The organism is Capnocytophaga sp. HP1101, from assembly GCF_054772415.1.
The window spans coordinates 1-23814 of sequence record NZ_BPUU01000007.1; the positions used below are offsets into that span (position 1 = coordinate 1).

General features: G+C 37.3%; 24 protein-coding genes and 1 tRNA gene. 15 read left to right on the plus strand and 10 right to left on the minus strand.

The features are described 5' to 3' along the window. Positions 1-310: 310 nt before the first annotated feature. From RCZ04_RS04985 to RCZ04_RS05015, 7 genes are read left to right on the plus strand one after another with little or no spacing between them, the layout of a single operon-like run. On the plus strand, positions 311-1189 hold the full coding sequence (locus RCZ04_RS04985; protein WP_460484858.1) for a cell division protein FtsX: 879 nt from the start codon (positions 311-313) through the stop codon (positions 1187-1189). Between the two features lie 27 nt (positions 1190-1216). Next, positions 1217-1468 carry a DUF3098 domain-containing protein gene (locus tag RCZ04_RS04990; RefSeq protein ID WP_460484859.1) on the plus strand — a complete coding sequence of 84 codons (252 nt, stop codon included), beginning with the start codon at positions 1217-1219 and terminating at the stop codon, positions 1466-1468. A 2-nt stretch (positions 1469-1470) separates the two neighbouring features. Further along, complete coding sequence (locus RCZ04_RS04995; RefSeq protein ID WP_460484860.1) at positions 1471-2271, plus strand: undecaprenyl-diphosphate phosphatase; 801 nt, start codon at positions 1471-1473, stop codon at positions 2269-2271. 37 nt (positions 2272-2308) lie between these two features. Further along, a complete protein-coding gene (locus RCZ04_RS05000; RefSeq protein ID WP_460484861.1) occupies positions 2309-3082 on the plus strand; it encodes a phosphatase PAP2 family protein in 774 nt (257 codons plus the stop codon). A 12-nt stretch (positions 3083-3094) separates the two neighbouring features. Continuing rightward, positions 3095-3859, plus strand: a complete 765-nt coding sequence (locus RCZ04_RS05005) for a class I SAM-dependent methyltransferase (RefSeq protein ID WP_460484862.1) — start codon at positions 3095-3097, stop codon at positions 3857-3859. An 18-nt stretch (positions 3860-3877) separates the two neighbouring features. Then, positions 3878-4888, plus strand: a complete 1011-nt coding sequence (locus RCZ04_RS05010; RefSeq protein ID WP_460484863.1) for an FAD:protein FMN transferase — start codon at positions 3878-3880, stop codon at positions 4886-4888. A gap of 10 nt (positions 4889-4898) precedes the next feature. Then, positions 4899-5594, plus strand: coding sequence for a 5'-methylthioadenosine/S-adenosylhomocysteine nucleosidase (locus tag RCZ04_RS05015; RefSeq protein ID WP_460484864.1), 696 nt, complete (start codon positions 4899-4901; stop codon positions 5592-5594). Positions 5595-5677: 83 nt separating this feature from the next. On the opposite strand, the gene RCZ04_RS05020 is transcribed toward RCZ04_RS05015, so the two are convergent. The 5 genes from RCZ04_RS05020 to RCZ04_RS05040 all read right to left on the minus strand — a co-directional run bounded on the left by RCZ04_RS05020 (position 5678) and on the right by RCZ04_RS05040 (position 10003). Continuing rightward, complete coding sequence (locus RCZ04_RS05020) at positions 5678-6199, minus strand: DUF7935 family protein (RefSeq protein WP_460484865.1); 522 nt, start codon at positions 6197-6199, stop codon at positions 5678-5680. Positions 6200-6205: 6 nt separating this feature from the next. After that, the gene (locus RCZ04_RS05025) at positions 6206-7612 is read right to left on the minus strand and encodes a TlpA family protein disulfide reductase (RefSeq protein WP_460484866.1); all 1407 of its coding nucleotides are present in this window, start codon (positions 7610-7612) and stop codon (positions 6206-6208) included. Positions 7613-7759: 147 nt separating this feature from the next. After that, positions 7760-8548 carry a rhomboid family intramembrane serine protease gene (locus RCZ04_RS05030; RefSeq protein ID WP_460484867.1) on the minus strand — a complete coding sequence of 263 codons (789 nt, stop codon included), beginning with the start codon at positions 8546-8548 and terminating at the stop codon, positions 7760-7762. Continuing rightward, positions 8533-9651, minus strand: a complete 1119-nt coding sequence (gene lpxB, locus RCZ04_RS05035; RefSeq protein ID WP_460484868.1) for a lipid-A-disaccharide synthase — start codon at positions 9649-9651, stop codon at positions 8533-8535. Before lpxB ends, RCZ04_RS05030 begins: the two co-directional genes overlap by 16 nt. Positions 9652-9694: 43 nt before the next feature. Next, positions 9695-10003: a hypothetical protein gene (locus tag RCZ04_RS05040; protein WP_460484869.1), complete on the minus strand. Its 309-nt coding sequence runs from the start codon at positions 10001-10003 to the stop codon at positions 9695-9697. A gap of 660 nt (positions 10004-10663) precedes the next feature. Here RCZ04_RS05040 and RCZ04_RS05045 point away from each other — a divergent pair. From RCZ04_RS05045 to RCZ04_RS05080, 8 genes are all read left to right on the plus strand, one after another. Continuing rightward, complete coding sequence (locus RCZ04_RS05045; protein ID WP_460484870.1) at positions 10664-11578, plus strand: LLM class oxidoreductase; 915 nt, start codon at positions 10664-10666, stop codon at positions 11576-11578. A 238-nt stretch (positions 11579-11816) separates the two neighbouring features. Further along, positions 11817-12767, plus strand: a complete 951-nt coding sequence (locus RCZ04_RS05050; RefSeq protein ID WP_460484871.1) for a hydrogen peroxide-inducible genes activator — start codon at positions 11817-11819, stop codon at positions 12765-12767. A gap of 118 nt (positions 12768-12885) precedes the next feature. Further along, positions 12886-14988 carry a carboxy terminal-processing peptidase gene (locus tag RCZ04_RS05055; RefSeq protein WP_460484872.1) on the plus strand — a complete coding sequence of 701 codons (2103 nt, stop codon included), beginning with the start codon at positions 12886-12888 and terminating at the stop codon, positions 14986-14988. Positions 14989-15112: 124 nt separating this feature from the next. After that, on the plus strand, positions 15113-16867 hold the full coding sequence (locus RCZ04_RS05060) for a mechanosensitive ion channel family protein (protein ID WP_460484873.1): 1755 nt from the start codon (positions 15113-15115) through the stop codon (positions 16865-16867). Between the two features lie 9 nt (positions 16868-16876). Continuing rightward, the gene (locus RCZ04_RS05065; RefSeq protein WP_460484874.1) at positions 16877-17932 is read left to right on the plus strand and encodes an acyltransferase family protein; all 1056 of its coding nucleotides are present in this window, start codon (positions 16877-16879) and stop codon (positions 17930-17932) included. Between the two features lie 3 nt (positions 17933-17935). Further along, a complete protein-coding gene (locus tag RCZ04_RS05070) occupies positions 17936-18469 on the plus strand; it encodes an STM3941 family protein (protein WP_460484875.1) in 534 nt (177 codons plus the stop codon). Positions 18470-18473: 4 nt separating this feature from the next. Further along, complete coding sequence (locus RCZ04_RS05075) at positions 18474-18884, plus strand: hypothetical protein (protein ID WP_460484876.1); 411 nt, start codon at positions 18474-18476, stop codon at positions 18882-18884. Positions 18885-18997: 113 nt separating this feature from the next. Next, a tRNA-Gly gene (locus tag RCZ04_RS05080) sits at positions 18998-19070 on the plus strand. 58 nt (positions 19071-19128) lie between these two features. Here RCZ04_RS05080 and RCZ04_RS05085 read toward each other — a convergent pair. From RCZ04_RS05085 to RCZ04_RS05105, 5 genes are all read right to left on the minus strand, one after another. Next, positions 19129-19665 (minus strand): RNA methyltransferase, encoded by a 537-nt coding sequence (locus tag RCZ04_RS05085; protein WP_460484877.1) that lies wholly within the window; start codon positions 19663-19665, stop codon positions 19129-19131. Between the two features lies 1 nt (position 19666). Beyond that, positions 19667-21865, minus strand: a complete 2199-nt coding sequence (locus RCZ04_RS05090) for a RelA/SpoT family protein (RefSeq protein ID WP_460484878.1) — start codon at positions 21863-21865, stop codon at positions 19667-19669. A 30-nt stretch (positions 21866-21895) separates the two neighbouring features. Then, a complete protein-coding gene (locus tag RCZ04_RS05095; RefSeq protein ID WP_460484879.1) occupies positions 21896-22672 on the minus strand; it encodes a 3'-5' exonuclease in 777 nt (258 codons plus the stop codon). Positions 22673-22726: 54 nt separating this feature from the next. Continuing rightward, positions 22727-23014: an ATP-dependent Clp protease adaptor ClpS gene (locus RCZ04_RS05100; RefSeq protein ID WP_460484880.1), complete on the minus strand. Its 288-nt coding sequence runs from the start codon at positions 23012-23014 to the stop codon at positions 22727-22729. Between the two features lie 174 nt (positions 23015-23188). Then, positions 23189-23656 (minus strand): hypothetical protein, encoded by a 468-nt coding sequence (locus RCZ04_RS05105; protein ID WP_460484881.1) that lies wholly within the window; start codon positions 23654-23656, stop codon positions 23189-23191. Between the last annotated feature and the right edge of the window lie 158 nt (positions 23657-23814).

Sequence of the window (23814 nt, forward strand, 5' to 3'; positions counted from 1 at the left end):
TCATATATTTTCCTGTTTTTTGTGTAAACCTATTTCAGGATATGACATTTTGTTCGTTCTTCCTTCGTCTTTTGTTCGTCATTCGTTCGTCCATTCTTCATCTTCTCATCATACGTCTGTGCGGCTCGCACCGTCATTCGTTCATCTATCCGCCTGTCGTGCTACGACCTCGCACCGCTTTACCTTTTACCTTTTACCTTTTACCTTTTAATTATTGGCATTTTTAGTATTATCACATTAATTTACTTGTTATTTCAAAAAAAAGTTGTACTTTTGCGTGATTTTCTATCTTAAAACAAAAAATATAAGAATGGCACGCTCCATCGATTCATTTAACAAACGACGATTAATCTCCTCCTATTTTTCAGTAATAGTGAGCATTACCTTAGTGCTCTTTCTATTAGGCTTCTTTGTCTTTTTAGTATTAAGTACTAATAAGTTAGCTAATTACTTCAAAGAGCAAGTAACTGTTACCGTCTTGATAAAGGACGACGCCAAAAATGCCGACATTGAGCAGTTGCAGAAGACGCTTTCGGTAGCGAGTTTTGTAAAGTCGTTGCGGTTTGTATCCAAAGAAGTCGCTGCCGAAAAGTTCAGTAAAGACGTTGGTGAAGATTTTGTTACCTTCATCGGCACGAACCCCCTGCAAAACACCATCGATTTAAGTCTAAAAGCCGAATATGCCGAGCCCGATAAGATGCGTGAAATCAAGCGTGAGTTAGAGCAAAACTCTTTTGTTACCGAAGTAGTGTACGACCAATCTTTGGTAGCCCTCATACACGAGAACGTAAACCGAATAGGCATTATTACATTAATTTTCAGTGCCCTATTCACTTTTGTATCTATACTGCTCATCAATGCCTCCATTCGCCTTTCCATTTATTCCAAACGTTTTATTATCAAAACAATGCAGTTAGTCGGGGCAACCCGTAGTTTTATACGCCGTCCGTTTTTGCTAACAAATGTACGCTTGGGCATCTTGAGTGCCTTTATAGCTATAGTGCTTTTCTATCTATCACTATTGGCAATTGTAAACTCATATCCTGAGTTTAACATACTTATGGATTCAGGCGCTTTAACTATTGTTTTCATAGGCATTATCACCGTTGGGATACTCATCAGTTGGCTCAGTACCTATTTTGCAACCCAACGTTTCCTAAACCTCAATACCAACGACCTTTATTACTAACCCTTAATCATTAATAATTAATCACTGATGAAACATCATTCAACTTTCATTTTTGAAAAGAAAAACTATCTTATAATGGCTATTGGCTTAATAGTAATAGCCCTTGGTTTTATAACAATGAGCGGTGGTGGTAGCGATAATCCTGCTGTGTTCGACCCCTCTATCTTCAATTTCCGACGTATTCACTTAGCTCCTGCTTTGGTGCTTTTAGGTTTTGCTATTGAAATTTACGCCATTTTGGTAAACCCTAAAACTGATAATAAACAAGAAGAAAAATAAGAATGAGCACACTGCAAGCTATTATTATTGCTATTATCGAAGGACTTACCGAGTACCTTCCTATTTCATCAACAGCACATATGGGCTTTACTGCTGCCCTTATGGGAATGCCTGACGATGAGTACCTGAAAATGTTCCAAGTGTCCATACAGTTTGGTGCTATTCTCTCAATAGTAGTGTTGTATTGGCGCAAGTTCTTCGACTTTTCCAATTGGCAGTTCTATTTAAAGTTAGCGTGTGCTGTAATTCCTGCTCTTGTATTAGGCAAGCTTTTCGACGATAAGATTGAAGCCGTATTAGGTAACCAAAAAGCGATTGCTATTACCCTAATTGTGGGCGGTATAATCCTAATTTTTGTAGACAGCTGGTTCAAACGCCCTACAATCCACAACGAGAAAGATATCAGCGTAAAAAAAGCTGTTGTTATAGGTTTCTGGCAGTGTTTAGCAATGATGCCAGGCACATCGCGTTCTGCCGCTTCTATTATTGGCGGAATGACGCAAGGGCTCACTCGCAAAGCTGCCGCCGAGTTCTCATTCTTCTTAGCTGTCCCCACGATGTTAGCAGTAACCGTCTATTCTATTTTCTTGAAGAAATGGGGTACTGCTCAAGAGAAAGGCTACGAGCTAATAATGAAAACCGATAAGAGTTTCTGGCTCTTTATCATAGGCAATGTAATAGCTTTTGTGGTAGCAATGATAGCCGTGAAGTTCTTTATACATATCCTTACTAAATTCGGCTTCAAAGTGTGGGGTATCTACCGTATTGTTATTGGCTCTCTGCTATTATGGTATTTTTGGTAATTCTTACCTTTTAACTCTTATCTCTTACCTAAAAAAAATGAAAATATTACTTTTAATTGTAGCTTTCTGTTTTATTCTCATTCAATCTATAAAAGCTCAAACTGATAGTTTATCAGTACTACACCAGTCGGTACTCACTGCCGACACCTTGCATATTGCTACTGAAAAACCTCAACTCAAACAAGTGATTCTTCCTGCCTCTCTTATTACTTTAGGGGTTATCTCGAACGCTACTTACATCAATCGTTATGTACAACGGCACACTTATAGATATTCGGGCGGACATAAATTGCGTTTCGATGATTATATACAATATCTTCCTATTGCCAGTGTATTTGCTTATAGCAATTTAGGTATAAAAGCCAAGCACAGTGTAAAGGAACGACTCATAGTTGGAGCTACTGCTTATGCCATTACGGCAGCCTTAGTAAACGGAACTAAATACAGTGCAAGAGTACACCGTCCCGATGGTAGTGCCCACAATTCTTTTCCTTCGGGACATACAGCTACTGCCTTCACAGGGATGGAAATCCTTTGGCAAGAGTACAAAGATGAAAATATATGGGTAGGTATCAGTGGCTATGCTATTGCTACCACAGTAGGTGTGATGCGCTTGTATAATAATCGTCACTGGATAGGCGATGTGCTGGTAGGGGCAGGGATAGGTATGCTCAGTGCTAAAACAGCCTATTGGCTCTTGCCTTATACTTCCAAATGGTTTACACGCAAAGAGAAATCATCGGTGCAAATGGTAGTCTATCCCGTTTATTCTGATGAAATGAAAGGAGTAGGGCTCACTTTATTTCGTTAAAAATACCTTTTAATGGCTATCATCACTACTATATTAAACAAAGTTCCGCGCCCTTGGCTTATAAAGATGAGCTATTGGGTACGTCCGTTTTTAGCTTTTTACCTCAGAGGGAATAAGTACAAAGACCCTATTGATGGTAAGACTTTTAGGAAATTCCTACCCTATGGCTACGGCAAAGCACGCCCTAATGTGCTCTCACCCTCTACCCTATCGTTAGAACGCCACCGCCTTTTATGGTTGTACCTCACTCGTGAAACCGACTTCTTTACACGTGAGCTCAAAGTGTTGCACGTCGCTCCTGAACAAGCCTTTTATAAACGCTTTAAGAAACAAGCTAACCTCAACTACCTCACCACCGACCTATATTCACCTTTGGCAGACGTAAAAGCTGATTTGTGCGCTTTACCCTTTGAAGATGAAAGCTTCGATGTGATATTTTGTAACCACGTATTGGAGCATATCCAAGATGATACCCAAGCAATGAAAGAGCTTTACCGAGTGATGAAAAAAGGCGGTTGGGGTATCTTTCAGGTACCGCAAGACTACCATCGGGCAGTTACTTTTGAAGATAACACCATTACCGACCCTAAAGAACGTACCCGTATTTTTGGTCAGTATGACCACGTGAGAGTCTACGGTTTAGACTATTTTGATAAATTGCACAGTATAGGTTTTGAAGTAGAAGAACTGCAATACGCTTCTCATTTTACCGCTGAAGAAATAGAGCGTTACCGTATTGTTGCTGAGGAAATCATTCCTTTATGTAAGAAGAAGTAAGAATTTAATAATCAAATAATGAAATATCTATTTTTAAGTATCGCAATAGGCTTAGTAGCTTGTCAGTCTCCCGTAAAAGATGAGATTCGTCTTATAAGTGGAGAGGCGCAAGGCAGTACTTATCACATTAAGTACATCAGCAAAAATAAAGAAGACCTTAAACCTGCCATAGACTCTATATTACAAGTGATAGACCAATCAATGTCTACTTATAAACCAGACTCTGATATTTCTAAAATCAATGCAGGAGATAAAACTGTAGTAGTAGATGAGCACTTCAGAAAGGTATTTGAAGCCTCTCAGCAGATATGGCAAGAAAGTGAAGGGCTGTTTGACCCCACAGTAGGTATATTAGTAAACGCTTGGGGGTTTGGTAAACAAAAGATAACTGAGGATAAACTCCCTACAGATGAAAAAATAGCAGAACTGAAGAAATATGTAGGTTTTAATAAAGTACAACTCACTGCCGACAATCATATTGAGAAAGAATACCCTGAAATACTGTTCGATTTTAATGCAATTGCCCAAGGCTACACCTCTGATGTAGTGGCTGCTTTTCTCAACTCAAAAGGTATTGAGAATTACATCGTGGAAATAGCTGGTGAAATGTATTTGAAAGGTAAGAATACTGTAGAAAACAAAGCGTGGACAATAGGCGTAGAAAACCCTATCAAACCTTTAGACGACCGAGAATTAGTAGCTACCATACAGTTTACCAATCAAGGGTTAGCAACCTCTGGTAACTATCGCAAAGTATGGACAGATAGCAATGGGCGTAAGTATGTGCATTCTATTAACCCCATTACAGGTCGGGCTACCCAAAGTGATGTACTCAGTGCTACAGTAGTTGCTCCTTCCACTATGTATGCCGATGGTTATGCTACTATGTTTATGGTAATGGGAATGGAAAAGAGTAAGGCTTTTTTGGAGAAACACCCCAATATGGCTGTACTTTTAGTGTATAGTAACGATCAGAACGAAGAGCTTACCTTCAAAACAAAGGCTTTTGAAAAATTAATAATTCAGTAAAGATTTATTTATGAAAATAGGAATCATAGGCGCAATGGAGCTTGAAATAGATAGTTTGAGAGCTTCTATTGAGTCTTGTAAAGAAACTAAAATAGGACGTTTTGCTTTTTATGAAGGCACCCTTAATGGTGTAGAAGTAGTGTTATTACTTTCAGGTATAGGTAAAGTAAGTGCTTCAGTTGCGACCACTTTACTTATAGAAAGGTATAATCCATCGCTTATTATTAATACGGGTACTGCCGGAGGCTTAGGTGATACTTCAGTACACGATATTATCTTAGCTACTGAAGTACGCCACCACGATGTAGATGTAACCGCTTTTGGATATGAAATAGGGCAACAAGCACAAATGCCTCCTGCCTTTATTGCTAACCCACAATGGACAGAGAAACTAAAACAAGTCGCAGAACAATACAGTCATACACTCCATTACGGACAGGTAGTAAGTGGAGATTCGTTTATCTCCTCTCCTACTCGATTACAAGAAATAGCTACTATCTTTCCTAATGCAAAGGCTGTAGAAATGGAAGCAGCAGCCATTGCTCAAACCTGCTACTTATTAAACATTCCTTTTGTAATGCTTCGTGCTATCTCTGATAAAGCTGGTGAAGGGAATGCTGTATCATATGAAACCTTTGTGGTAGAGGCAGGGAAACTGTCTGCAACTATTATAAAAGCTTTCTTAACTTCAATCTCCAAAGTATAGGGAACTCTTTTATCACACAATAAAATAAGGGATTGACCTCAACAGGTTCAATCCCTTATTTGTTTATAGTTACAGAAATATTCCTAATTTAAAAATTGACGTACTTCCTCTTTTAAATGACTTAATGCATTAGCCGAAGGAGTTGCCTTTTCTACAAATTCTTTAAATATAGTTTCTACCATAGCTTGCGAGTCTTTTACTTCTTCAGTGAGGGCTACTTTGCGAATGGTTTGGATAGTAGCCATTTTAGCAGTACGGATAATATTCCAAAGCTTTTCACTAAGGTATATTTGTTGAGCCAAGTTATGTTCGAATTCCTCATCAATAGAGTTTACAAGTAACGCTTCATACTCTTTCTTAGAAAAATTATGCGGAGGAATACGCAAAAACAGTTGTTGAGGAGACATTCGCTCTAAGAAAAGTGTCATTCGCTCATATGCCTGCAAACGAATAGGCAGTGTGTACTTCTGGTTTTCTTTATGGAGAAGAAACCATCGTTTTTTATCTTCATTTTCAATATGCATTCTAAAAAAATAAAAGGCTACCGCTCCTACAATAAGAGCCGGAACGCAATACATAATAAAAGTAATAATCTGGTCAGACATAAATAATTAAGATTCTTTTGATAATAATATTTTTTCTAAGTTTGGACTGAAAATATCTTCAAAAGCCGATATGATATGTCCGTTTTTATCTATAATTACTGATTTGTTGATATTATTGATTAAAAACTTTTGAGACAAATCTATGAAATTGATAGAGTGATATTGGTCAGTCCAATCGGTATTTGAGATTTGTTTGCGCCATTGAGTTTTATCCTGCCCTATATCAATACCTACAAACTTTACATTGGGAAATAGCTTCTTTAACTGACTCACTCTTCCGAAAATAAGTTTGGAAAGCTCTTTCTGATTGACCGACCAAAAGTAATAAATAGTTACCTCCGGCTGTTGTATTTCCGAAAACTTAGTAGGTTCACCGTTTGCATTAATCAAATCAAAATCGGGGGGAATTCTACCCGCTTGTAAAGCTATTACGTTTCTAAAAACCTTATCTAATTCGGCTTTATGTTTATTATCTTTATTGTATAGCGCAAATTTATCGAAATAGTCTTTATAATCAATATGCTCTTGGATATTAAAAATATAGGCATAAGCTGCATTTCGGTATAGGTTATCTCTCAAACTTCCATTGGTAAAAAGGCTATCGATGATTTTTATCTTTTGTAAATGAAAACCTAATTCTCTACTTACATCTACCAATGTGTGAGTATCATAGGTGTATTGGGTAAAAGCCAGATTATTGACATACATTACCATATACCTATAATAGGGTCGGAAATATTCTAAAAAGGTATCGTTATAATTGATTTGTTTGCGATAATCATAAAAGTTATAAGGCAACAAATCTACTATTGAAATGTTATTTTTATCTTGATAAACAAATGGGTATATCTCCATTTCTTTATAGATAGGGAATGTAGCACTTACTAAGGCTAAATCTTTTGCTCTATCTGTAAGCAATGGAGCTGCTTTGAGCAAATCATTATACTCTTGTTTTCTTTCTTGATATAGGGAATCACTTTTGGCTTTATATTGCATAGGCAACAAAGAGTGAAACCCTCTAAAAATCTCTTCTTGTGCATCAGCTATTTTAGATTGTGATACCAAAAAGTTATTAATAACAGAACCTTTACCCGAAAATGAAATACTTTCGTCAAAACTGAGTGCATTGGCATAAATTACCACACTATCCTTTGGTTCTACATACACATATTGATACTTACCATCTGTTGCAAAGTTAAACAACTCTCCTTCGGTTATGTTCAGGTTAAATCGGAAAGTTTTATCCTTGTCTAAATAGGCTGTATCTATAGGTGTATCATTGCTGTATAGTACAACAAAAGAATCTTTTGCATTAGGGAAAAAGCCTCTTATTATAGTGGGGTTATCTTGTTTCCCTTTGCAAGCAATTAAAGTGCTTAGAAGCACCCATAATATTAGTCGATTCATCTTCATCACCAATAATCATTCAACTATTTTCGCGCAAAAGTATAACATTATCCAAACACGGTGAGTTAAGAATATGTTAAAAATATACCCACCGCTAAAGATTAACATTTATTAGCAAATGGGTGTTTTATTTAGCGCTTCATTCATAATGAATTAGCCTTTTTTCCCCTTACTTACTTCAAAGAGGAATTTCTTTTCTTGGTCGGTTAAACTTGCATAACCACTGGCACTGATTTTCTCTAACAGTTGATTGACTTGATGCTGTTGTATTTGTTGTTCTTCTGAAATAACTTTCTTCTCTTTTTTAGGAGATTCTTCTTGGGGTATTTCTGCTTTTTTAGGACTGCGAAAGCTGTACTTTGAAGTTAGCCCTGCGCATATGCCCCCTACAATACCTCCAAAGTGAGCTATCTTACCTCCGGTATTTACTGATATATTGATGATATCAAAAAGTATGAAAGCTAATATAACATAGAGCAGTTTTATTTTGAAGGTAAAGATATACACATTATAAGAGGGTGAAACGGTTACCACAAAGGCTAAGATGCCCATAATAGCAGCTGAAGCACCTAAAAGCATCGTATTATCGGTGAAGGTGGGAAAGAAGTAAGCTATAGCTAAAAAAGCGATTCCGCCACCTATAATTCCAAAAGCATATGCCTTAATAAATTGTTGAGTATTAAAAAGATTAAAGAATATGTGACCTGCAAAAAATAGCAGGAGCATATTCCAAAACAAGTGTTGTTCGCTTACGTGATAAAAAGCGTAAGAGAGGAGCGTCCAAGGTTGTTTTAAGAACAGTGGTAACGATTGAGGCACACAAAGCCACTGGTTGAGCTGCTCTTGTGTTACTTTGTTTAAGTACACTACGAGTTTGCTTATACCAAATAGCAATACGCAAAGTACAATTATTGTATTAGCTGTGTTTACTCTTCTTGCCATTGACGTAGTATTAATGAGGCTGTTTTTTGGCTTGCCCCTTCGCCACCTAACTTTTCTCTCAGTAAAACATAGTCTTTAAACACTTCATAACGATGCCTGTAGGTAGAGAGCTTATTGAGTTCGGCTTCTAAATTCTTTTTAGTAAGGTCGCCTTGAATAAGTTCAGTAACCACAGGTTTATCCATAATAAGGTTTACTAATGAAATATACTTGAGCTTAATGATGCGTTTGGCTATGTGATAAGAAATCCAATTGCCTTTGTAGCACACTACTTCGGGGACGTTTAGCAAGGCGGTTTCTAAAGTAGCCGTACCACTGGTGACAAGGGCTGCATAAGATACTGAGAGCAAATCATAGGTTTTGCCACTTACAAAATGCACGTTTTCTTCTTTGATAAAGCGTTTATAGAAGTGATAATCAATAGAGGGTGCTCCTGCTATTACGAACTGATACTGATGGAAATCATCGACTATAGAGAGCATTATTTTTAGCATCTTGGCTATTTCTTGCTTTCTACTACCTGGTAAGAGCGCTATAATAGGGCGCATATCTAAGTTGTTTTCCTCTTTAAAGGTCTGTTCATTCACTTCCTTGCGCTGAGCAATAGCATCGAGCAATGGGTGACCTACAAAGTGGACGCGGTATTGGTGTTTTCTTTCGTAGAAATCTTTTTCAAACGGAAGTATGACATACATAAAGTCTACATCGCGTTTGATAGCTTTTATACGGTTTTCTTTCCAAGCCCATATTTGAGGTGAGATGTAGTAATGCGTAGGGATATGTTGCTCTTTAGCCCATTTGGCAATGCGCATATTAAAACCTGGGTAGTCTATAAAGATGAGGACATCGGGGTGAAACTGGGCGATATCTTTTTTACAGAAACTGATATTGCGCAAGATGGTGCGCAAATTGGTAAGCACTTCCCAGAAGCCCATAAAAGCGAGGTTGCGATAATGCTTGACTTGTGTACCTCCGACTTGTTGCATTTGATCGCCCCCCCAAAAGCGGAATTCCGCTTTTGGGTCTTTTTCTAAAAGGGCTTTCATTAGGTTTGCTCCGTGTAAATCACCAGAAGCCTCGCCTGCTATAATATAATATTTCATCGCCTATTAGGTTCGTTTGTTTAGTATGTTATGTATGTAAGCTCTATATTTCTAACATTGTATTGTTTAGAAAGGCAGTGATAGCAGCGTGATAAACTGATGTGTTGCCATTTTTCACCTTAGGTAATGTTTCATAAGAAGCCCTGAGTTGTGGGTTTTTGAGGACGAGTTGGGCATAACGCACGGCTTCTTGAAACTTACTGCGACAGCCTAATTGAGCTTCGGAAGCTGGTACACGGGACTTAGACGGTGCTTTGCTGACGACTGTTTGTCCTTTAAATTTGCGGAAAACGAATGTTTTACCAATCATACCTGAGAGTCCGTTTAAGATAACATTTCTACTTCTTGCCATAATACAATTTGTTTTTTTAAGATTATTAGTGCAAAGGTACGGCAAATTTTTGATTTAGCAAAATCTCGATTTAATACCACAATATTAGAAATACCGATAATAGCATTATAGAAGATAAAAGATAAAAGATAAAAGATAAAAGGTAAGGGGGTGCGAGGTTGTAGTGCGACAGGGGGATAGACGAACGAAAGACGAAGGAAGAACGAACAAAAGACGAAGGAAAGACGAAGAAAAGACTAAAAACATCCCCCCTATTCACATACTCCGCTCTCGCGGACTACCTTCAAAGGGGGAGTGTAGCGACGCAAAGACGGTGCGAGGTCGTAGCACGACAGGCGGATAGACGAACAAAAGACGAAGGAAGAACGAACAATGAACGAACAAAACCTCCCCCTAACCCCCTCCAAAGGGGGAACTGTAGCGACGGAAAGGCGAACAAAAGACGAAGGAAGAACGAACGATGAACGAACAATGAGCGAAGGAAAGTTAGCTTTAAGAGGTATTTAAGTGGGAGGTAATAGGGTGGTGATACAGTTGTAAAAAGAACCTATATGTTATTGAAAATCAACACATATTGTATGTGAATAAAAAAGATTTTCGATATTAGTGAATTTATACATTATTTTTTCTTATTTTTGCCGTTCTAAACAAACTCACATTATGATAGACACACACAAATTATCTATTGGTTTACTACTACCTATTGAGGCATATGAAGGGGCTATCCCTAAAATGGAGAACCAAGTACAACTCATTCAGCGTGCTGAAATGTTAGGTTTCAGTGCTGTGTGGGTGCGTGATATCCCGCTTAACAATCCTGATTTTAACGAGGTGGGACAAATTTTTGACCCGTGGATATATTTAGCTCACATTGCTACACTTACCCAAAGTATTAAGTTTGGCTTTGCGAGTGTGATACTGCCGTTGCGTCACCCTTTACACGTAGCGAAAGCTTCGGCGAGCCTTGATGTGCTTTTTCCTAACCGTTTTATGATGGGAGTAGCCTCAGGCGACCGACCTATAGAATACCCTGCTTTTAATGAACTTTTTGAAGGGCGGAGTACTCGTGTATTGGAACATATGGCTATGTTACGCGATTTATGGAGTAAAGAGTTCCCCACTTATAACAATGAGTATGGCACGTTATTGGATAAAGTGGGCGATGTGGTGCCTAAACCTTTGCATAAAAAGATACCGATGTATGCAACGGGGCACATAGGGGGGATAAATTTGGAATGGATAGCGAAAAACTCGGACGGGTGGATTTACTACCCGAGAGATTTTACTTTTACTAAAAAGATAATACAAGACTGGCATAAGGCTCTTAAACAAGAAGGAGAACCGCCCAAACCTTATATTCAGCCGGTGTACATTGACCTTATGGGAGACCCTGATTTTGAGCCTCAGAAGATGGATTTAGGTTTCCGCCTTGGGCGCAATTACCTTATAGATATGTTTTTAGAGCTTGGTAAAATAGGGGTTAACCATATTATGTTGGTTTTAAAATACTGTTCTCGTCCTGCTGGAGAGGTGCTTGAAGAAATAGGTAAAGAAGTGTTGCCACAACTGAAATAACAAACTAAGTGAAATACACGAAATTTTCTTTTAATTTGAAGTACACCTTGCGGTGTAGAAATTTAAAACAAATTGCTTATAAAATTAGAAGAGAATTAGTAGCTTCGCTACCTTGAAAAAGCAAAGCTTTTATTTTTGTTCAATTTTCTTATTGATTTTTGTTCAATATCTATAGCCTTAGTTTATACTTTTTTACTTAACCAATTTTGTGTGTTTATCCTTAAAATAATACCATATTATGACCATTACTCAATACCAATATGTGCTGGCTGTTGCCAAGTACAAGAACTTTACTACTGCTGCTGAACACAGCTTTGTTACCCAGCCTACTTTGAGTATGCAAGTGCAGAAGTTGGAGGAGGAGCTGGGGGTTACTATTTTTGACAGAAGTAAAAAACCTCTACAGGTTACTGAAGTAGGAGAACAAATTATTAAGCAAGCCCAAGTAATTGTAAATGAAGCGGGCAGAATGAACGATATCGTTGCTCAACAGAAGGGCTATATAGGAGGCGAGTTTCGCGTGGGGATTATCCCTACGGCTTCCCCTACCCTACTGCCAATGTTCCTTACGAATTTCATCAATAAATACCCAAAAGTATGCCTAAAAATTGAGGAGCAGACTACCGAAAATATCTTGAAAAAGATAGAAGACGGCAGTTATGATGCGGGTATTTTGGCGACACCTTTACACAACCCATCGATTATAGAAAGACCTTTATACTATGAGCCTTTTGTGGCTTATATCCCTGTGAATCACCGTTTGCAAAACTCTAAGACTATCTATTCAGAAGATTTAGATGTAAACGATATTTTGATGCTTGAAGATGGACATTGTTTTAAGGACAGTGTACTGAATATCTGTAACCAAGATGTGATAGACTCTAAAGAGCACTTCCAACTGAAAAGTGGCAGTTTTGAAACTTTGGTACGCTTGGCTAACGAGGGTTTAGGAATGACTTTGTTGCCTTACTTACACTCTTTGGAACTGAAAGAGGAAGAAAAGAAATGCATTCACTATTTTGCAGAGCCTTATCCTGCGCGGGAAATTAGTTTGGTATATCACAAGAATGAACTAAAAATGCAAATCATCAAAGCGTTACACGACACAATTGCAGGGGTGATACGCGGGGCTATTGTTTTTCAAAACGTAAAAATTATCAGCCCTACGAGAGAAAGGCACAGAATTTGATAAGAATAGGAATTAGAAAATAGAAATTAGGGAATAGTACATAGTAGAAAAATAGCAATTGGGCTAACTACTAATACCTAAAACCTGACAGTTTAAAGATTTAAAAAACCATTTTAGAATGAAGAATATTTCAGCAGTATTATTTTTATTATTTTTATTATTTATTTCATTTGCTTCTTGTAGTTTCACAAGCAAGAAGTTTGACAATCAAGACAAGGACAAAGACCGAGTGCTTTTGGACATTGTGCAACACGTAATGGAAAATGCGCATTTTAGTCCGATAAAGATGGACGATGCCTTTTCAAAGAAAGTGTTTGACAGTTATCTAAAAAACGCTGACGGGCAAAAGCGCTATTTTCTTCAATCGGACATCAACGAGTTTAAAAAATATGAAAACCGTTTGGACGACGATTTGAAAAACGGAGAAATTGCGTTCTTTAACCTTTCATACGAGCGCCTCAAACAACGTATGAAAGAAGCAGAAGCGATTACTAAGGAAATTTTTTCCAAACCTATTAACCTGAATACGAACGAAACGATTAATACTGACTATGAGAAGTTGCCTTTTGTAAAGAACAAAGCTGAACTACAGCACCGTTGGAGACAGGTGATTATTTTCACTACGCTTTCCACTTATATTACCAAACAAAAGGAAGAAGCGACTAAGAAAGAAAAAGATGCTAAATATCAGCCTAAGAGTAATGAGGTGCTCAAGAAAGAATCGGTAGAAGCTACTCAAAAGACATTGGCTGATATGTTCAGTATGTACAACGACATCACCCGCGAAGAGTGGTTTGGTATATTCGTGAATGCTATTACTGAGACCTTCGACCCTCACTCTAACTATATGGCTCCAGACATTAAAGAAGGCTTTGACCGTGATATGTCGGGCAAGTTTGAAGGTATCGGGGCACAGTTGCAAAAGAAAACTGACGGGATAGCCATTACCAATGTGATTTTGGGAGGGCCTGTTTGGAAAGGCAAACTCTTGGAAGTGGGCGATCAAATCCTAAAAGTAGGACAAGGTGCTGGTGAACCGGTAGATGTAGTAGGTATGCGTTTGGACGATGCCGTAAAACTCATCAAAGGTCCTAAAGGTACTGAAGTGCGCCTTACTGTAAAACGCGTGGATGGTACTATTGAGGTAGTGCCTATTATTCGCGATGTGGTAGAGATTGAAGAAACTTATGCCAAATCGGCAGTTATTACTGCCAATGGCAAGCGCTATGGACTTATCAACTTACCTAAATTCTACATTGATTTTGAAGATGTAAACAAGCGCAACGCTGCAACCGACGTAGCTCTTGAGATTGAAAAACTCAAAAAAGAGAATATCGATGGACTTATCGTAGACTTGCGTACTAACGGAGGTGGCTCTCTTAAAACAGTAGTAGATATAGGGGGCTTGTTTATCCCTAAAGGGCCTATTGTACAAGTGAAATCATCACGCGGTAGCCGTGACGTACTTTCTGACAACGACCCTAAAACACAATGGGACGGCTCGTTAGTAATCCTTACCAATGAGCTCTCTGCTTCAGCCTCTGAAATCTTGGCTGCAGCTATGCAGGACTACAAACGCGCTATCATCATAGGTGGTAAGCAAACCTTTGGTAAAGGTACTGTACAAAGTTTTGTAGATTTGAATAGCTTTTTGCGCCAAAATAACTACGGCGACCTCGGTGCTGTGAAAGTTACTATTCAGAAGTTTTACCGTATCAACGGAGGCTCTACTCAGCTAAAAGGAGTAGAAAGTGACATCGTTGTTCCTGATAAATACAAATATATTGACATAGGCGAACGCGATATGCCTAACGCTATGCCTTGGGACAAAATAGAACCTGCTAAATATACTCTTTGGAACAATAATGCTAATTTTGACAAGGCTATTGAGAACAGCAAAAAACGCATCAGTGAAAACCAATACTTGAAACTGATTGACGAGAACGCTCAATGGGTAAAACAACAACAAAAAGACAACGTTTTCCCTCTGAACTATGAAGCTTATAAAAAAGTGATGGAAAAGAACGAAGAGCAATCTAAAAAGTTCAAAGCTATTAACGATTACAAATCTAACTTGAAATTTACTTCAGTAGCTTCAGATGAGGCTAAAATAAAAACGAGTAAAGACTTGAAACTGCGTCGCGACCGTTGGCACGAAAGTCTTGAGAAAGATGTGTACATTAACGAAGCGGTGAAAGTTTTGGAAGACTTGAACAAATAATATAAACAAGTAACAGATTATAAAAACATTGGCAAAGTAAGATACTTTGCCAATGTTTTTATTTTGGGTATATAAGAAAATTGTTATACCTTTGCACTACAAATAGTCATTTAGCTAAGTAGAAATGCGATTTAATTTTCTTAGTATTATATACTTGTTCTTCGTTGCGTGCCTACAAGCACAGCAATCGGATAGTCTTACCCAAAAGCAAATACAATATGAATTAGAAACTATTAGGCAGTTTCGTCAGAAGGATTCGGTGCGCATTGCTATGCTGTTGAATGAAATACAGGAGATTCTACACAATGAAAACGCTCAGAACAGGAATCTCTTTTCAGCTTCTACTGACTCTGTAACAATGTTACAAAGAAAAAGAGAAGTAGAGAGCCTACGGGCAAAGATGCGCGGAAAGCCTATTGTCTTTGAGAAAGATACGCTCTACTATCTCTATTCTTCGTATGGTCCTTATGATGTTGACACACGTGTAAAATACATTGAGGATAAACTTAAAGAACTTTACGAAGACCCTTTTTTTATCGCCGATTCCATCAAAGTAAAGCCTTTGGGTGATTATTTAGCGGTAATGTACAAAGAAAAAGCTATCGCTGGGATTACTATGGTTGATGCGCTTTGGGAGAACAGTACCCAAAGTGAACTAGCTAACAGATATGCCCAAGTTATCAAAAACACTATTGTAAAGCACAAAGAACAAAATAGTGTAAAGAGTATTTTGATACGGTTGGGAGAATTATGCTTGGTATTGTTTATTGCTTTTGTGTTAGTATGGGCTATCAATAGGCTGTTTCGCTTTTTAAAAAGATTGGCTATCAACTCTGAACATCGTTTTCTTACAGGGATTCGCATTCGGAATTACGAATTAATCAAGAAGCGACGAGTGGTAAAGGTTTTAGTAAAAATACTCGCTATCTTGCGCATCGTTTTTTTGTTGTTCTTGATAATGACTATCATTCCGCTGATTTTTGACATCTTTCCTTCCACCCAATACTTGTCAAAAATCATTGTACAATGGATTTCAGAACCTATCAAAGACATAGGGAAAGCTATCATTGGTTATCTGCCACACTTGTTTAATATTGTAGTGATTGTGATTATCACGCGCTATGTGCTAAAAGTATTGCGATTCTTCACTTTAGAAATAGAAAGAGGTATCTTAAAGATTAAAGGCTTTCATCCGGAGTGGGCTCATATTACTTATGTACTGGTGCGTATGATGTTGTGGGTACTCGCTTTGGTGATAATGTTCCCTCATCTCCCTGGATCTGATAGTGATGCTTTTAAAGGGATTTCAGTATTCTTAGGGGTGCTTATTTCCTTGGGTTCTTCTTCAGCGATATCTAATGCTATTGCAGGAGTAGTTATTAGCTATATGCGACCGTTTCAAGTAGGTGATTGGATAAAATCTGGTGATATCATTGGGGCTGTAATTGAGAAAAACGCTTTAGTAACAAGGCTTAAAACTATTAACAACGAAGATATCACAATTCCTAATTCAGCTATTTTGAGTGGGGCTACAATGAACTTTACTTCCATAGGTAAAGAAATGGGATTGGCTTTGAACGTACGAGTAAAAGTACGCTATGACTATTCTGACAATTTGGTTGAAGAGCTTCTCATTGAGGCTGCTTTGAAAACTAATGGTATTTCACCCAAGCCTCACCCTTATATTTTCCAAATATCACTTGATGAACTCAATGCTGTTTATGAACTCAATGCTTATACTTTTGAACCAGAACATATGTATTTTATAAAATCGGACTTGGCAAAGAATATCCAAAGTACTTTTAGGCAAGCCAATGTTGAAATCTTCTCAACCCAATACATAGAAATTAAAACACCTACTTCAAACTCTAAAAAATAAACAATTATAATGAAACAACGACTGATTTTTATAGACGTAATACGTGCTTATGCCATTTGTATGATGTTACAAGGGCACTTCATTACGGCTTTACTTGCTGAACAATACTGTGACGAAAGCAATCCATACTATCATATTTGGCATTATTTTACGGGAATTACTGCTCCTGTCTTCCTTACCATCTCAGGATTCATTTTTACTTACTTGTTGATTCGTGAAGGAGAACGCTCTGGCGTAGGACTCAAGAACCCACGAGTAAAAAAAGGCGCTAAACGCGGTTTAATGCTCATTGCCGTAGCTTCTATATTGCGCAAAAGCATTTATTTTGTAGATATATTGCATTGTATAGGTTTGGCTCTCATTATAATGGTGGGTATTTACTTATTAGTAGGCAAACACGTGAAACGGTTGTTACCCACTATACTCATTCTTATTACCTTAGTACTTTTTACTTTCAACGAAACCTATAATAAATACGAATACTCTTGGCTGCCACAGGTTGTAGCCAACTATTTTACGCCTAAATACGGTACTTTCTTCACCATATTCCCTTGGTTAGGCTTTGTAACCTTAGGAGGCTTTATGGGCTCGCTGTTTTACTATTTCAGAAATGCTAAATACTTATATCCTGTATACATTGCGTTGCTCATTATCTTTGGAGCTATCTTCCACTTTCAATTTTCCACTTTTCACTTCTTATACGACCTCACAGGTATTGAACATTTTGAAAAATTAGGCAGAAATGGCTTTTTGTTCTTGCGAATGGGAGACACACTTTGGACATTTGCTGTATTTGTAATCTTACGAAATGTGCTTACTGCCCAATTTTTACAACGCATAGGGCAAAATACACTCTCTATTTACATCATTCACAGCATTGCTCTCTATCACTTTATTCCATTCTTTAGTTTAGACTTTTATTTTCACAAAAGTCTCAACCCTACTCAAGCAGTGATAGGCGCTATTCTTTTTGTAATAAGTGTACTTATTGTATCGTTCTACTATCACAAAATAAGCAAGTACGTGAAAGAGAAATATTTTAAGAAACAAACTGTAGAAAAATAAACAATGGAACGAACAGAAATTTACACTAGCAAAAAGAAAAACGTATTTTTACTATTTTTAGCTCTCATTTTCTTGGCTGTGGGCTTATTTTGCTTTTTAAATGCTGAAGAATTATCAAAAGACGGTAAGAGAAACATTGTTTTTATAGAAACTATAGGTATTGCAGCCATTGTTTTAGTCCTTATAGCTTCCTTTTTCATCATAAAAAACTTACTAAACAACCGTTGGGTATTGGCTATAGATGAAAAAGCTCTTCATATAAGAATACAGAAGTATTATGAGATTCTTTGGAGTGAAATAACAGGTTTTCAAGAATTGAATATCAAAGGAAGTAAAACTATTTTCATAATGATTAAAAATCCAGAAGCATTTATAGCTAATGAAAAGAATATTTTTCTCAAGAAAATGATGCAATTTAGTATCAGCACCTACGGAACACCCATTAGTATAGCAACTTCAGTGATGAAAATCAATCATAAAGAGCTTGTTTCATTACTTTTAGCAAGTTTAACCACTTATAAAGATAAAAATCAGTAAAAATATGCATTCTAAAACTTTACGCAAGACGGTTACAGTGTTGTTTTTTATTATATTAGCAACTTGTATAGCATTATTTGTTGAGATACTTGGAGAAAAAGCTTACATTGATTGGATGAAAAAGCCAACAGACAAAGCTTTTGGATGGGGATTTTTAGTGGGGATTATATTATTTTACGCTTTACCTTTATGTTTGCTCATCAGTACATTTTTATTCTTTAAAAAACGAATCTTATTTTGGATCCCCTATATTATATTGTTTGTCTATGCTATTGATGAAAGTTTTATAGGTAGTTGGACGCACCCTTTACGTGGAACTTTGCTATTGCTATCAATAAGTGCTGGATATTTATCTTCATTCTCTTGTCTTTATTTTTATCAAAAGAGGAGGGATAATAAAATTACTGATTCATAATCTTTTGCTTTTTACACTACAAAAAAGATTGAAAAAAGTATATCAAAAATTTGGACAATAATAGCAAATAAACGTATATTTGCACCGGTAAAATTAATTATGTCATAGTATTTGCGGGAGTAGCTCAGTTGGTAGAGCGTCAGCCTTCCAAGCTGAATGTCGCGAGTTCGAACCTCGTCTCCCGCTCAAACAAAAAAGTATGATAACAAACCATTATCAGACTTTTTTTATTGTTATACCTCTTTTATGATAGCTTTCTCAGCTTCATTGCAATCTCCCAAATAGCAATACCTGCACTCACCGAAATATTCAGTGAATGTTTGGTACCATATTGTGGGATTTCAATTACTTCATCAGAAGCTGAAACTACTTCTTGTTCCACTCCTTTTACTTCGTTACCAAAAATAATAGCATATTTTTGCTTTCCGTTAGGTTGAAAATCATTTAGCATTGTAGCGTGTTCAGCTTGTTCAATACTGATAATGCAAACACCTTCTTCTTTTAGCTTTTTTACTACCTCCAACGTATCTTTCACATATTCCCACGCCACACTATCAGTGGCACCTAAAGCTGTTTTATGTATTTCTTTGTTAGGAGGCGTAGCTGTAATCCCACAGAGGTATACTTTTTCTATTAAAAAAGCATCGCACGTACGAAAAACTGAACCTATATTGTTCAAACTTCGCACATTATCCAAAATAACTATCAAAGGTGTCTTTTCAGCTTTCTTGAATTGCTCAATATCCAAGCGGTTAAGCTCATTATTAGCTAACTTTCGCATATTATAATCTGGTTACTTTATCTACTCCTTTAATGTCTTTAATATCTTGCATTAGTTTCTTGAGAGTAGCATTGTTGTTGATAGAAATAGATACTTTCCCGTTAAACACATTGCCTTCGGAATCAATATTAATGTTAGTAAGTTTTACAAATTTGCTATCCAAAATTGCTTTTGAGATATCGCTGATGAGTCCGTCACGGTCAATACCACTAATTTTGAGACTCACTTTAAAATCTCGTTCGTCCGATTTTACCCATTTGGCTTGAATGATGCGATAAGCATAATTCGATTGCATAGAAATGGCATTGGGGCAAGTTTTTTTGTGCACTTTCACTCCTTCGTTGATAGTAACAAAACCAAAAATGGGGTCACCAGGTATTGGATTGCAACATTTTGAAAACGTATAGTCTAAGGTTTCTTCTTCTTTGCCAAAAACGATACTATCATAGTGAATGTTGGGCTGATAAGTAGGTTCATCGGCGGGTCTTTTGGGTGTTTTAGCTTTAAATAAGCCGAAGAAAGAAGTGCGTTGGGAAGCAAATTCTTTCAACATCTGATTGGTGATTTCTCCTGTGCCTGCTTGATAGTAAATATCTAAACTCGTTTTGGTTTTAAAGTAATTCACGAGCTCATTCATTACATCTTCATTAAACGGAACTTTTAATTGCTTTAATTTGCGTACTAAAATCTCTTTTCCTTCGGCTGCAACGGTTTTCGTTTCTTCTTTTAAAGCATTTTTTATCTTAGTGCGAGCTTTGGCAGTGGTTGCATAATTGAGCCAGTTTTTAGTGGGCTTCATATTTTCAGCAGTGATGATTTCCACCGTGTCACCACTTTTGAGCTCATAGTTTAAAGGCACTAATTTATTGTTTACTTTGGCTCCCCGTGTTTTTAATCCCACTCCTGTATGGATATAAAAAGCAAAATCTAAGGGTGTTGCACCTTTCGGAAGGGATTTTATATCACCATTAGGGGTAAAGACAAAAATTTCTTTGGAATACAAGTTGAGTTTAAAGTCTTCTACAAAGTCTACTGCATTAGCTTCGCTGTTTTCAAAGATTTCTTGCAACCTATTGAGCCACATTTCGATGCCTTCTTCTTTTTGGTCGCCGTGTTTATACTTAAAATGAGCTGCATAACCTTTTTCGGCGATTTCGTGCATACGTTCACTGCGAATTTGCACCTCTACCCATCTGCCTTTAGGTCCCATTACGGTAATATGTAAGGCTTCATAACCTGTAGATTTGGGTGAAGAAATCCAATCGCGCAATCGGGTAGGATTTGGACGAAAGTGGTCGGTAACAATTGAGTATATTTTCCAAGCTAAAAACTTTTCTTCAGAAGGTTGACTCTTATAGATGATGCGAATTGCAAATTTATCGTAAACTTCTTCAAAACTCACGCCTTGTTTTTCCATTTTCTTATAAATAGAATAGATGGATTTAGAGCGCCCTTTGATGTAATAATCAATTTTTTGCTCGTTGAGAGACGTTTCTACTATTTTGGTAAAGTCATCTATGTAAGATTGTTGTTCCTCTTTGGATTGCTCCATTTTATTAAGGATACTATTGTAGCGTTCTGGGTCGGTGTATTTAAGGGCAAGGTCTTCTAATTCTGTTTTAATGTTATACAAACCAATGCGATGAGCAATAGGAGCATAAATATACAATGTTTCGGACGCTATTTTGGTTTGTTTATACTCCGCCATCGAATCCATTGTTTGCATATTGTGTAACCTATCGGCAATTTTGATAAGTATCACCCGCACATCGTCGTTCATCGTGAGGAGGAGCTTACGGAAGTTTTCCGCCTGCAATGAAATGTCATTTTCTTTGCTTAAATGAGAAATTTTAGTGAGTCCCGCCACAATATGTGCTACAGTGGGTCCAAAAAGTCGTTCGATATCCTCATTGGTATACTCAGTATCTTCTACCACATCGTGTAACAAAGCTGCCGCAATGGCTACGGCGTCTAACCCAATTTGTGAAGCGACAATTTTTGCAACAGCTATAGGGTGAAAAATGTAAGGCTCACCGCTTTTTCGGCGTTGGTCTTTGTGCGCATCAACAGCCGTATCAAAAGCTAAGCGAATGAGCTTTTTATCATCATCGCTAAGAGCTTGATAACTAATGCGCAAGAGCTCTTTATACTCTCGCGCAATGGCTTTGTTTTCTTCTTCTAAATCAAAATTTGTTTCCATAAATAAAAACGAATGAGGGATTAGATTTTTTTATTTAGTAGTAGATGATAGTTTGCGTAGCTTGATAGCGGTAAGGATTTTTTTGGTATATAAAGGGAAATCAGCGCCAAGAAGCCAGCCAAAATAACCTGGTTCTTCGTCAAAAATATCTTCCACACGTTTACCTTTGTGTTTGCCGAAGGTAAAGATTTCTTCTCCTTTATCATTAAAGCCAATAAAACCAGCAAAATCGGCTATTTGTTTGCGATAAGTGAACTCGCTGAGCTTTTTGATGTTGTTTTCTAAGCTGTCGTAACGGTCGAGTTGAGCTTTAAGGATTTCATAAGTAGCATTAGTATCTGCCGAAGCTGAATGCGCATCAATCAAATCCTTTCCACAATAAAACTTATAGGCTGCCGAGAGGGTGCGCTGTTCCATTTTGTGAAAAATAGTTTGCACATCCACCGCCACACGGTTCCCTAAATCAAAATCTACTTCAGCACGCAACATTTCTTCGGCAAGCAAAGGAATATCGAAGCGGTCGGAATTGTAGCCAGCAAGGTCAGAATCTTTAATCATATTGTGAATTTGCTTGGCAAGCTCTTTAAAAGTAGGCTCATTGGCTACGCGTTCATCAGTAATGCCGTGCACATCCGATGACGCTTTTGGGATAGGAATAGTAGGGTTTACTAACCACGTTTTACTTTCTTTATTGCCATTGGGGTAGACTTTTAAAATGGATATTTCAACAATACGGTCTTTAGTAATGTCGATGCCTGTTGTTTCGAGGTCGAAAAAACAAATGGGTTTTGATAATTTGAGTTCCACGATTGTAGTGAATAGTTAAAAGTTAAGAGGGAATAGTTAAAAGTACAATAGTTGTTAATTTTCTATTTGAGCAGAAAGTCCTGCATCGAGAAGGGCGGTGCAAAGCGGCTCGAGAAAGTCATAACTTCCTGATTTTACATCGCACTTTCCTTTAAAATGAACAATAATAGCACATTGCTCGGCTTGTTCAAAGGTGTGATGGCAAACCTTTACTAAAGTATCGATAACGTGATCGAAAGTATTGACATCATCATTGTATAAAATAAGGTGATATTCCTCGCCCACGAGTTCCATTACATCGTTCTCGGCAAAGGTTTCTTCTTGATAATTGTTCTGTAGCATAATCGGCTTTTATAATGACACAAAAGTACGGTAAATAAATGAATTGTGCAAATTTTTATTGGATGAGCAACACAATTTTGCTAAAGATGTTATTTTTTACTATAGTATATAAGGCAAAAAAACGCCAAAAGAAACAATTTTCTTTCAGCGTTTTATCTTGATACTAAATTTACATTACTTTTCGGCAGGGGTTGTTTTAGCTTTTTTCTTGCCGTAACGCTTAGACATTTCATCTACCAAAGCTTTTACTGAAGCGTCTTTCTTAGCCGATGTTTTTAAATAAGTATACACTTCATTGGCTGTTTGCATCGCATCAGTGGAAGCAGCATAAATGGTATCGTCGAGCTTTTCGAGCAAGGAAGCCACCAATACGCGGATATCCCACAACTGAGCAATGAGTTGCACATCGTTTTCGAACTCTGTTTTATTAAACGATTGCAACAAATATTGCGGAAAATGATTGGCACCACGCAAAGCGAGGTTCACAAATTCCACACTTTTTTGCCCCATAGAAGCGCCGCCTCTTTTCTGACCGGCGGGCAAGGCAATTAAAAACTTTAAAGTACTTTCAATTTCAGAAAGTTTTGTCTTTACAGCTTCTCTTTCAGTTTCTGACAAGGTTGCGTTTATTAAATTTCCCATAGTTAAAATTCTTTTGGGGTTAAAATCGCGTCAAAGTAACGAACTATAATTTAGAAAAGCAAATGTTTTAACAAAAGTTTAACATAGATTAAATGATACATAAAACAAAATGTACATATTAGCATTGTTGAAAAATAACATTATATAAAATCATCTAA

Excerpts from the sequence above, each read along its gene's own strand:
- RCZ04_RS04985 (WP_460484858.1), top strand. The coding sequence starts at position 311 with ATGGCACGCTCCATCGATTCATTTAACAAACGACGATTAATCTCCTCC.
- RCZ04_RS04990 (WP_460484859.1), top strand. The coding sequence starts at position 1,217 with ATGAAACATCATTCAACTTTCATTTTTGAAAAGAAAAACTATCTTATA.
- RCZ04_RS04995 (WP_460484860.1), top strand. The coding sequence starts at position 1,471 with ATGAGCACACTGCAAGCTATTATTATTGCTATTATCGAAGGACTTACC.
- RCZ04_RS05000 (WP_460484861.1), top strand. The coding sequence starts at position 2,309 with ATGAAAATATTACTTTTAATTGTAGCTTTCTGTTTTATTCTCATTCAA.
- RCZ04_RS05005 (WP_460484862.1), top strand. The coding sequence starts at position 3,095 with ATGGCTATCATCACTACTATATTAAACAAAGTTCCGCGCCCTTGGCTT.
- RCZ04_RS05010 (WP_460484863.1), top strand. The coding sequence starts at position 3,878 with ATGAAATATCTATTTTTAAGTATCGCAATAGGCTTAGTAGCTTGTCAG.
- RCZ04_RS05015 (WP_460484864.1), top strand. The coding sequence starts at position 4,899 with ATGAAAATAGGAATCATAGGCGCAATGGAGCTTGAAATAGATAGTTTG.
- RCZ04_RS05020 (WP_460484865.1), bottom strand. The coding sequence starts at position 6,199 with ATGTCTGACCAGATTATTACTTTTATTATGTATTGCGTTCCGGCTCTT.
- RCZ04_RS05025 (WP_460484866.1), bottom strand. The coding sequence starts at position 7,612 with ATGAAGATGAATCGACTAATATTATGGGTGCTTCTAAGCACTTTAATT.
- RCZ04_RS05030 (WP_460484867.1), bottom strand. The coding sequence starts at position 8,548 with ATGGCAAGAAGAGTAAACACAGCTAATACAATAATTGTACTTTGCGTA.
- lpxB (WP_460484868.1), bottom strand. The coding sequence starts at position 9,651 with ATGAAATATTATATTATAGCAGGCGAGGCTTCTGGTGATTTACACGGA.
- RCZ04_RS05040 (WP_460484869.1), bottom strand. The coding sequence starts at position 10,003 with ATGGCAAGAAGTAGAAATGTTATCTTAAACGGACTCTCAGGTATGATT.
- RCZ04_RS05045 (WP_460484870.1), top strand. The coding sequence starts at position 10,664 with ATGATAGACACACACAAATTATCTATTGGTTTACTACTACCTATTGAG.
- RCZ04_RS05050 (WP_460484871.1), top strand. The coding sequence starts at position 11,817 with ATGACCATTACTCAATACCAATATGTGCTGGCTGTTGCCAAGTACAAG.
- RCZ04_RS05055 (WP_460484872.1), top strand. The coding sequence starts at position 12,886 with ATGAAGAATATTTCAGCAGTATTATTTTTATTATTTTTATTATTTATT.
- RCZ04_RS05060 (WP_460484873.1), top strand. The coding sequence starts at position 15,113 with ATGCGATTTAATTTTCTTAGTATTATATACTTGTTCTTCGTTGCGTGC.
- RCZ04_RS05065 (WP_460484874.1), top strand. The coding sequence starts at position 16,877 with ATGAAACAACGACTGATTTTTATAGACGTAATACGTGCTTATGCCATT.
- RCZ04_RS05070 (WP_460484875.1), top strand. The coding sequence starts at position 17,936 with ATGGAACGAACAGAAATTTACACTAGCAAAAAGAAAAACGTATTTTTA.
- RCZ04_RS05075 (WP_460484876.1), top strand. The coding sequence starts at position 18,474 with ATGCATTCTAAAACTTTACGCAAGACGGTTACAGTGTTGTTTTTTATT.
- RCZ04_RS05085 (WP_460484877.1), bottom strand. The coding sequence starts at position 19,665 with ATGCGAAAGTTAGCTAATAATGAGCTTAACCGCTTGGATATTGAGCAA.
- RCZ04_RS05090 (WP_460484878.1), bottom strand. The coding sequence starts at position 21,865 with ATGGAAACAAATTTTGATTTAGAAGAAGAAAACAAAGCCATTGCGCGA.
- RCZ04_RS05100 (WP_460484880.1), bottom strand. The coding sequence starts at position 23,014 with ATGCTACAGAACAATTATCAAGAAGAAACCTTTGCCGAGAACGATGTA.
- RCZ04_RS05105 (WP_460484881.1), bottom strand. The coding sequence starts at position 23,656 with ATGGGAAATTTAATAAACGCAACCTTGTCAGAAACTGAAAGAGAAGCT.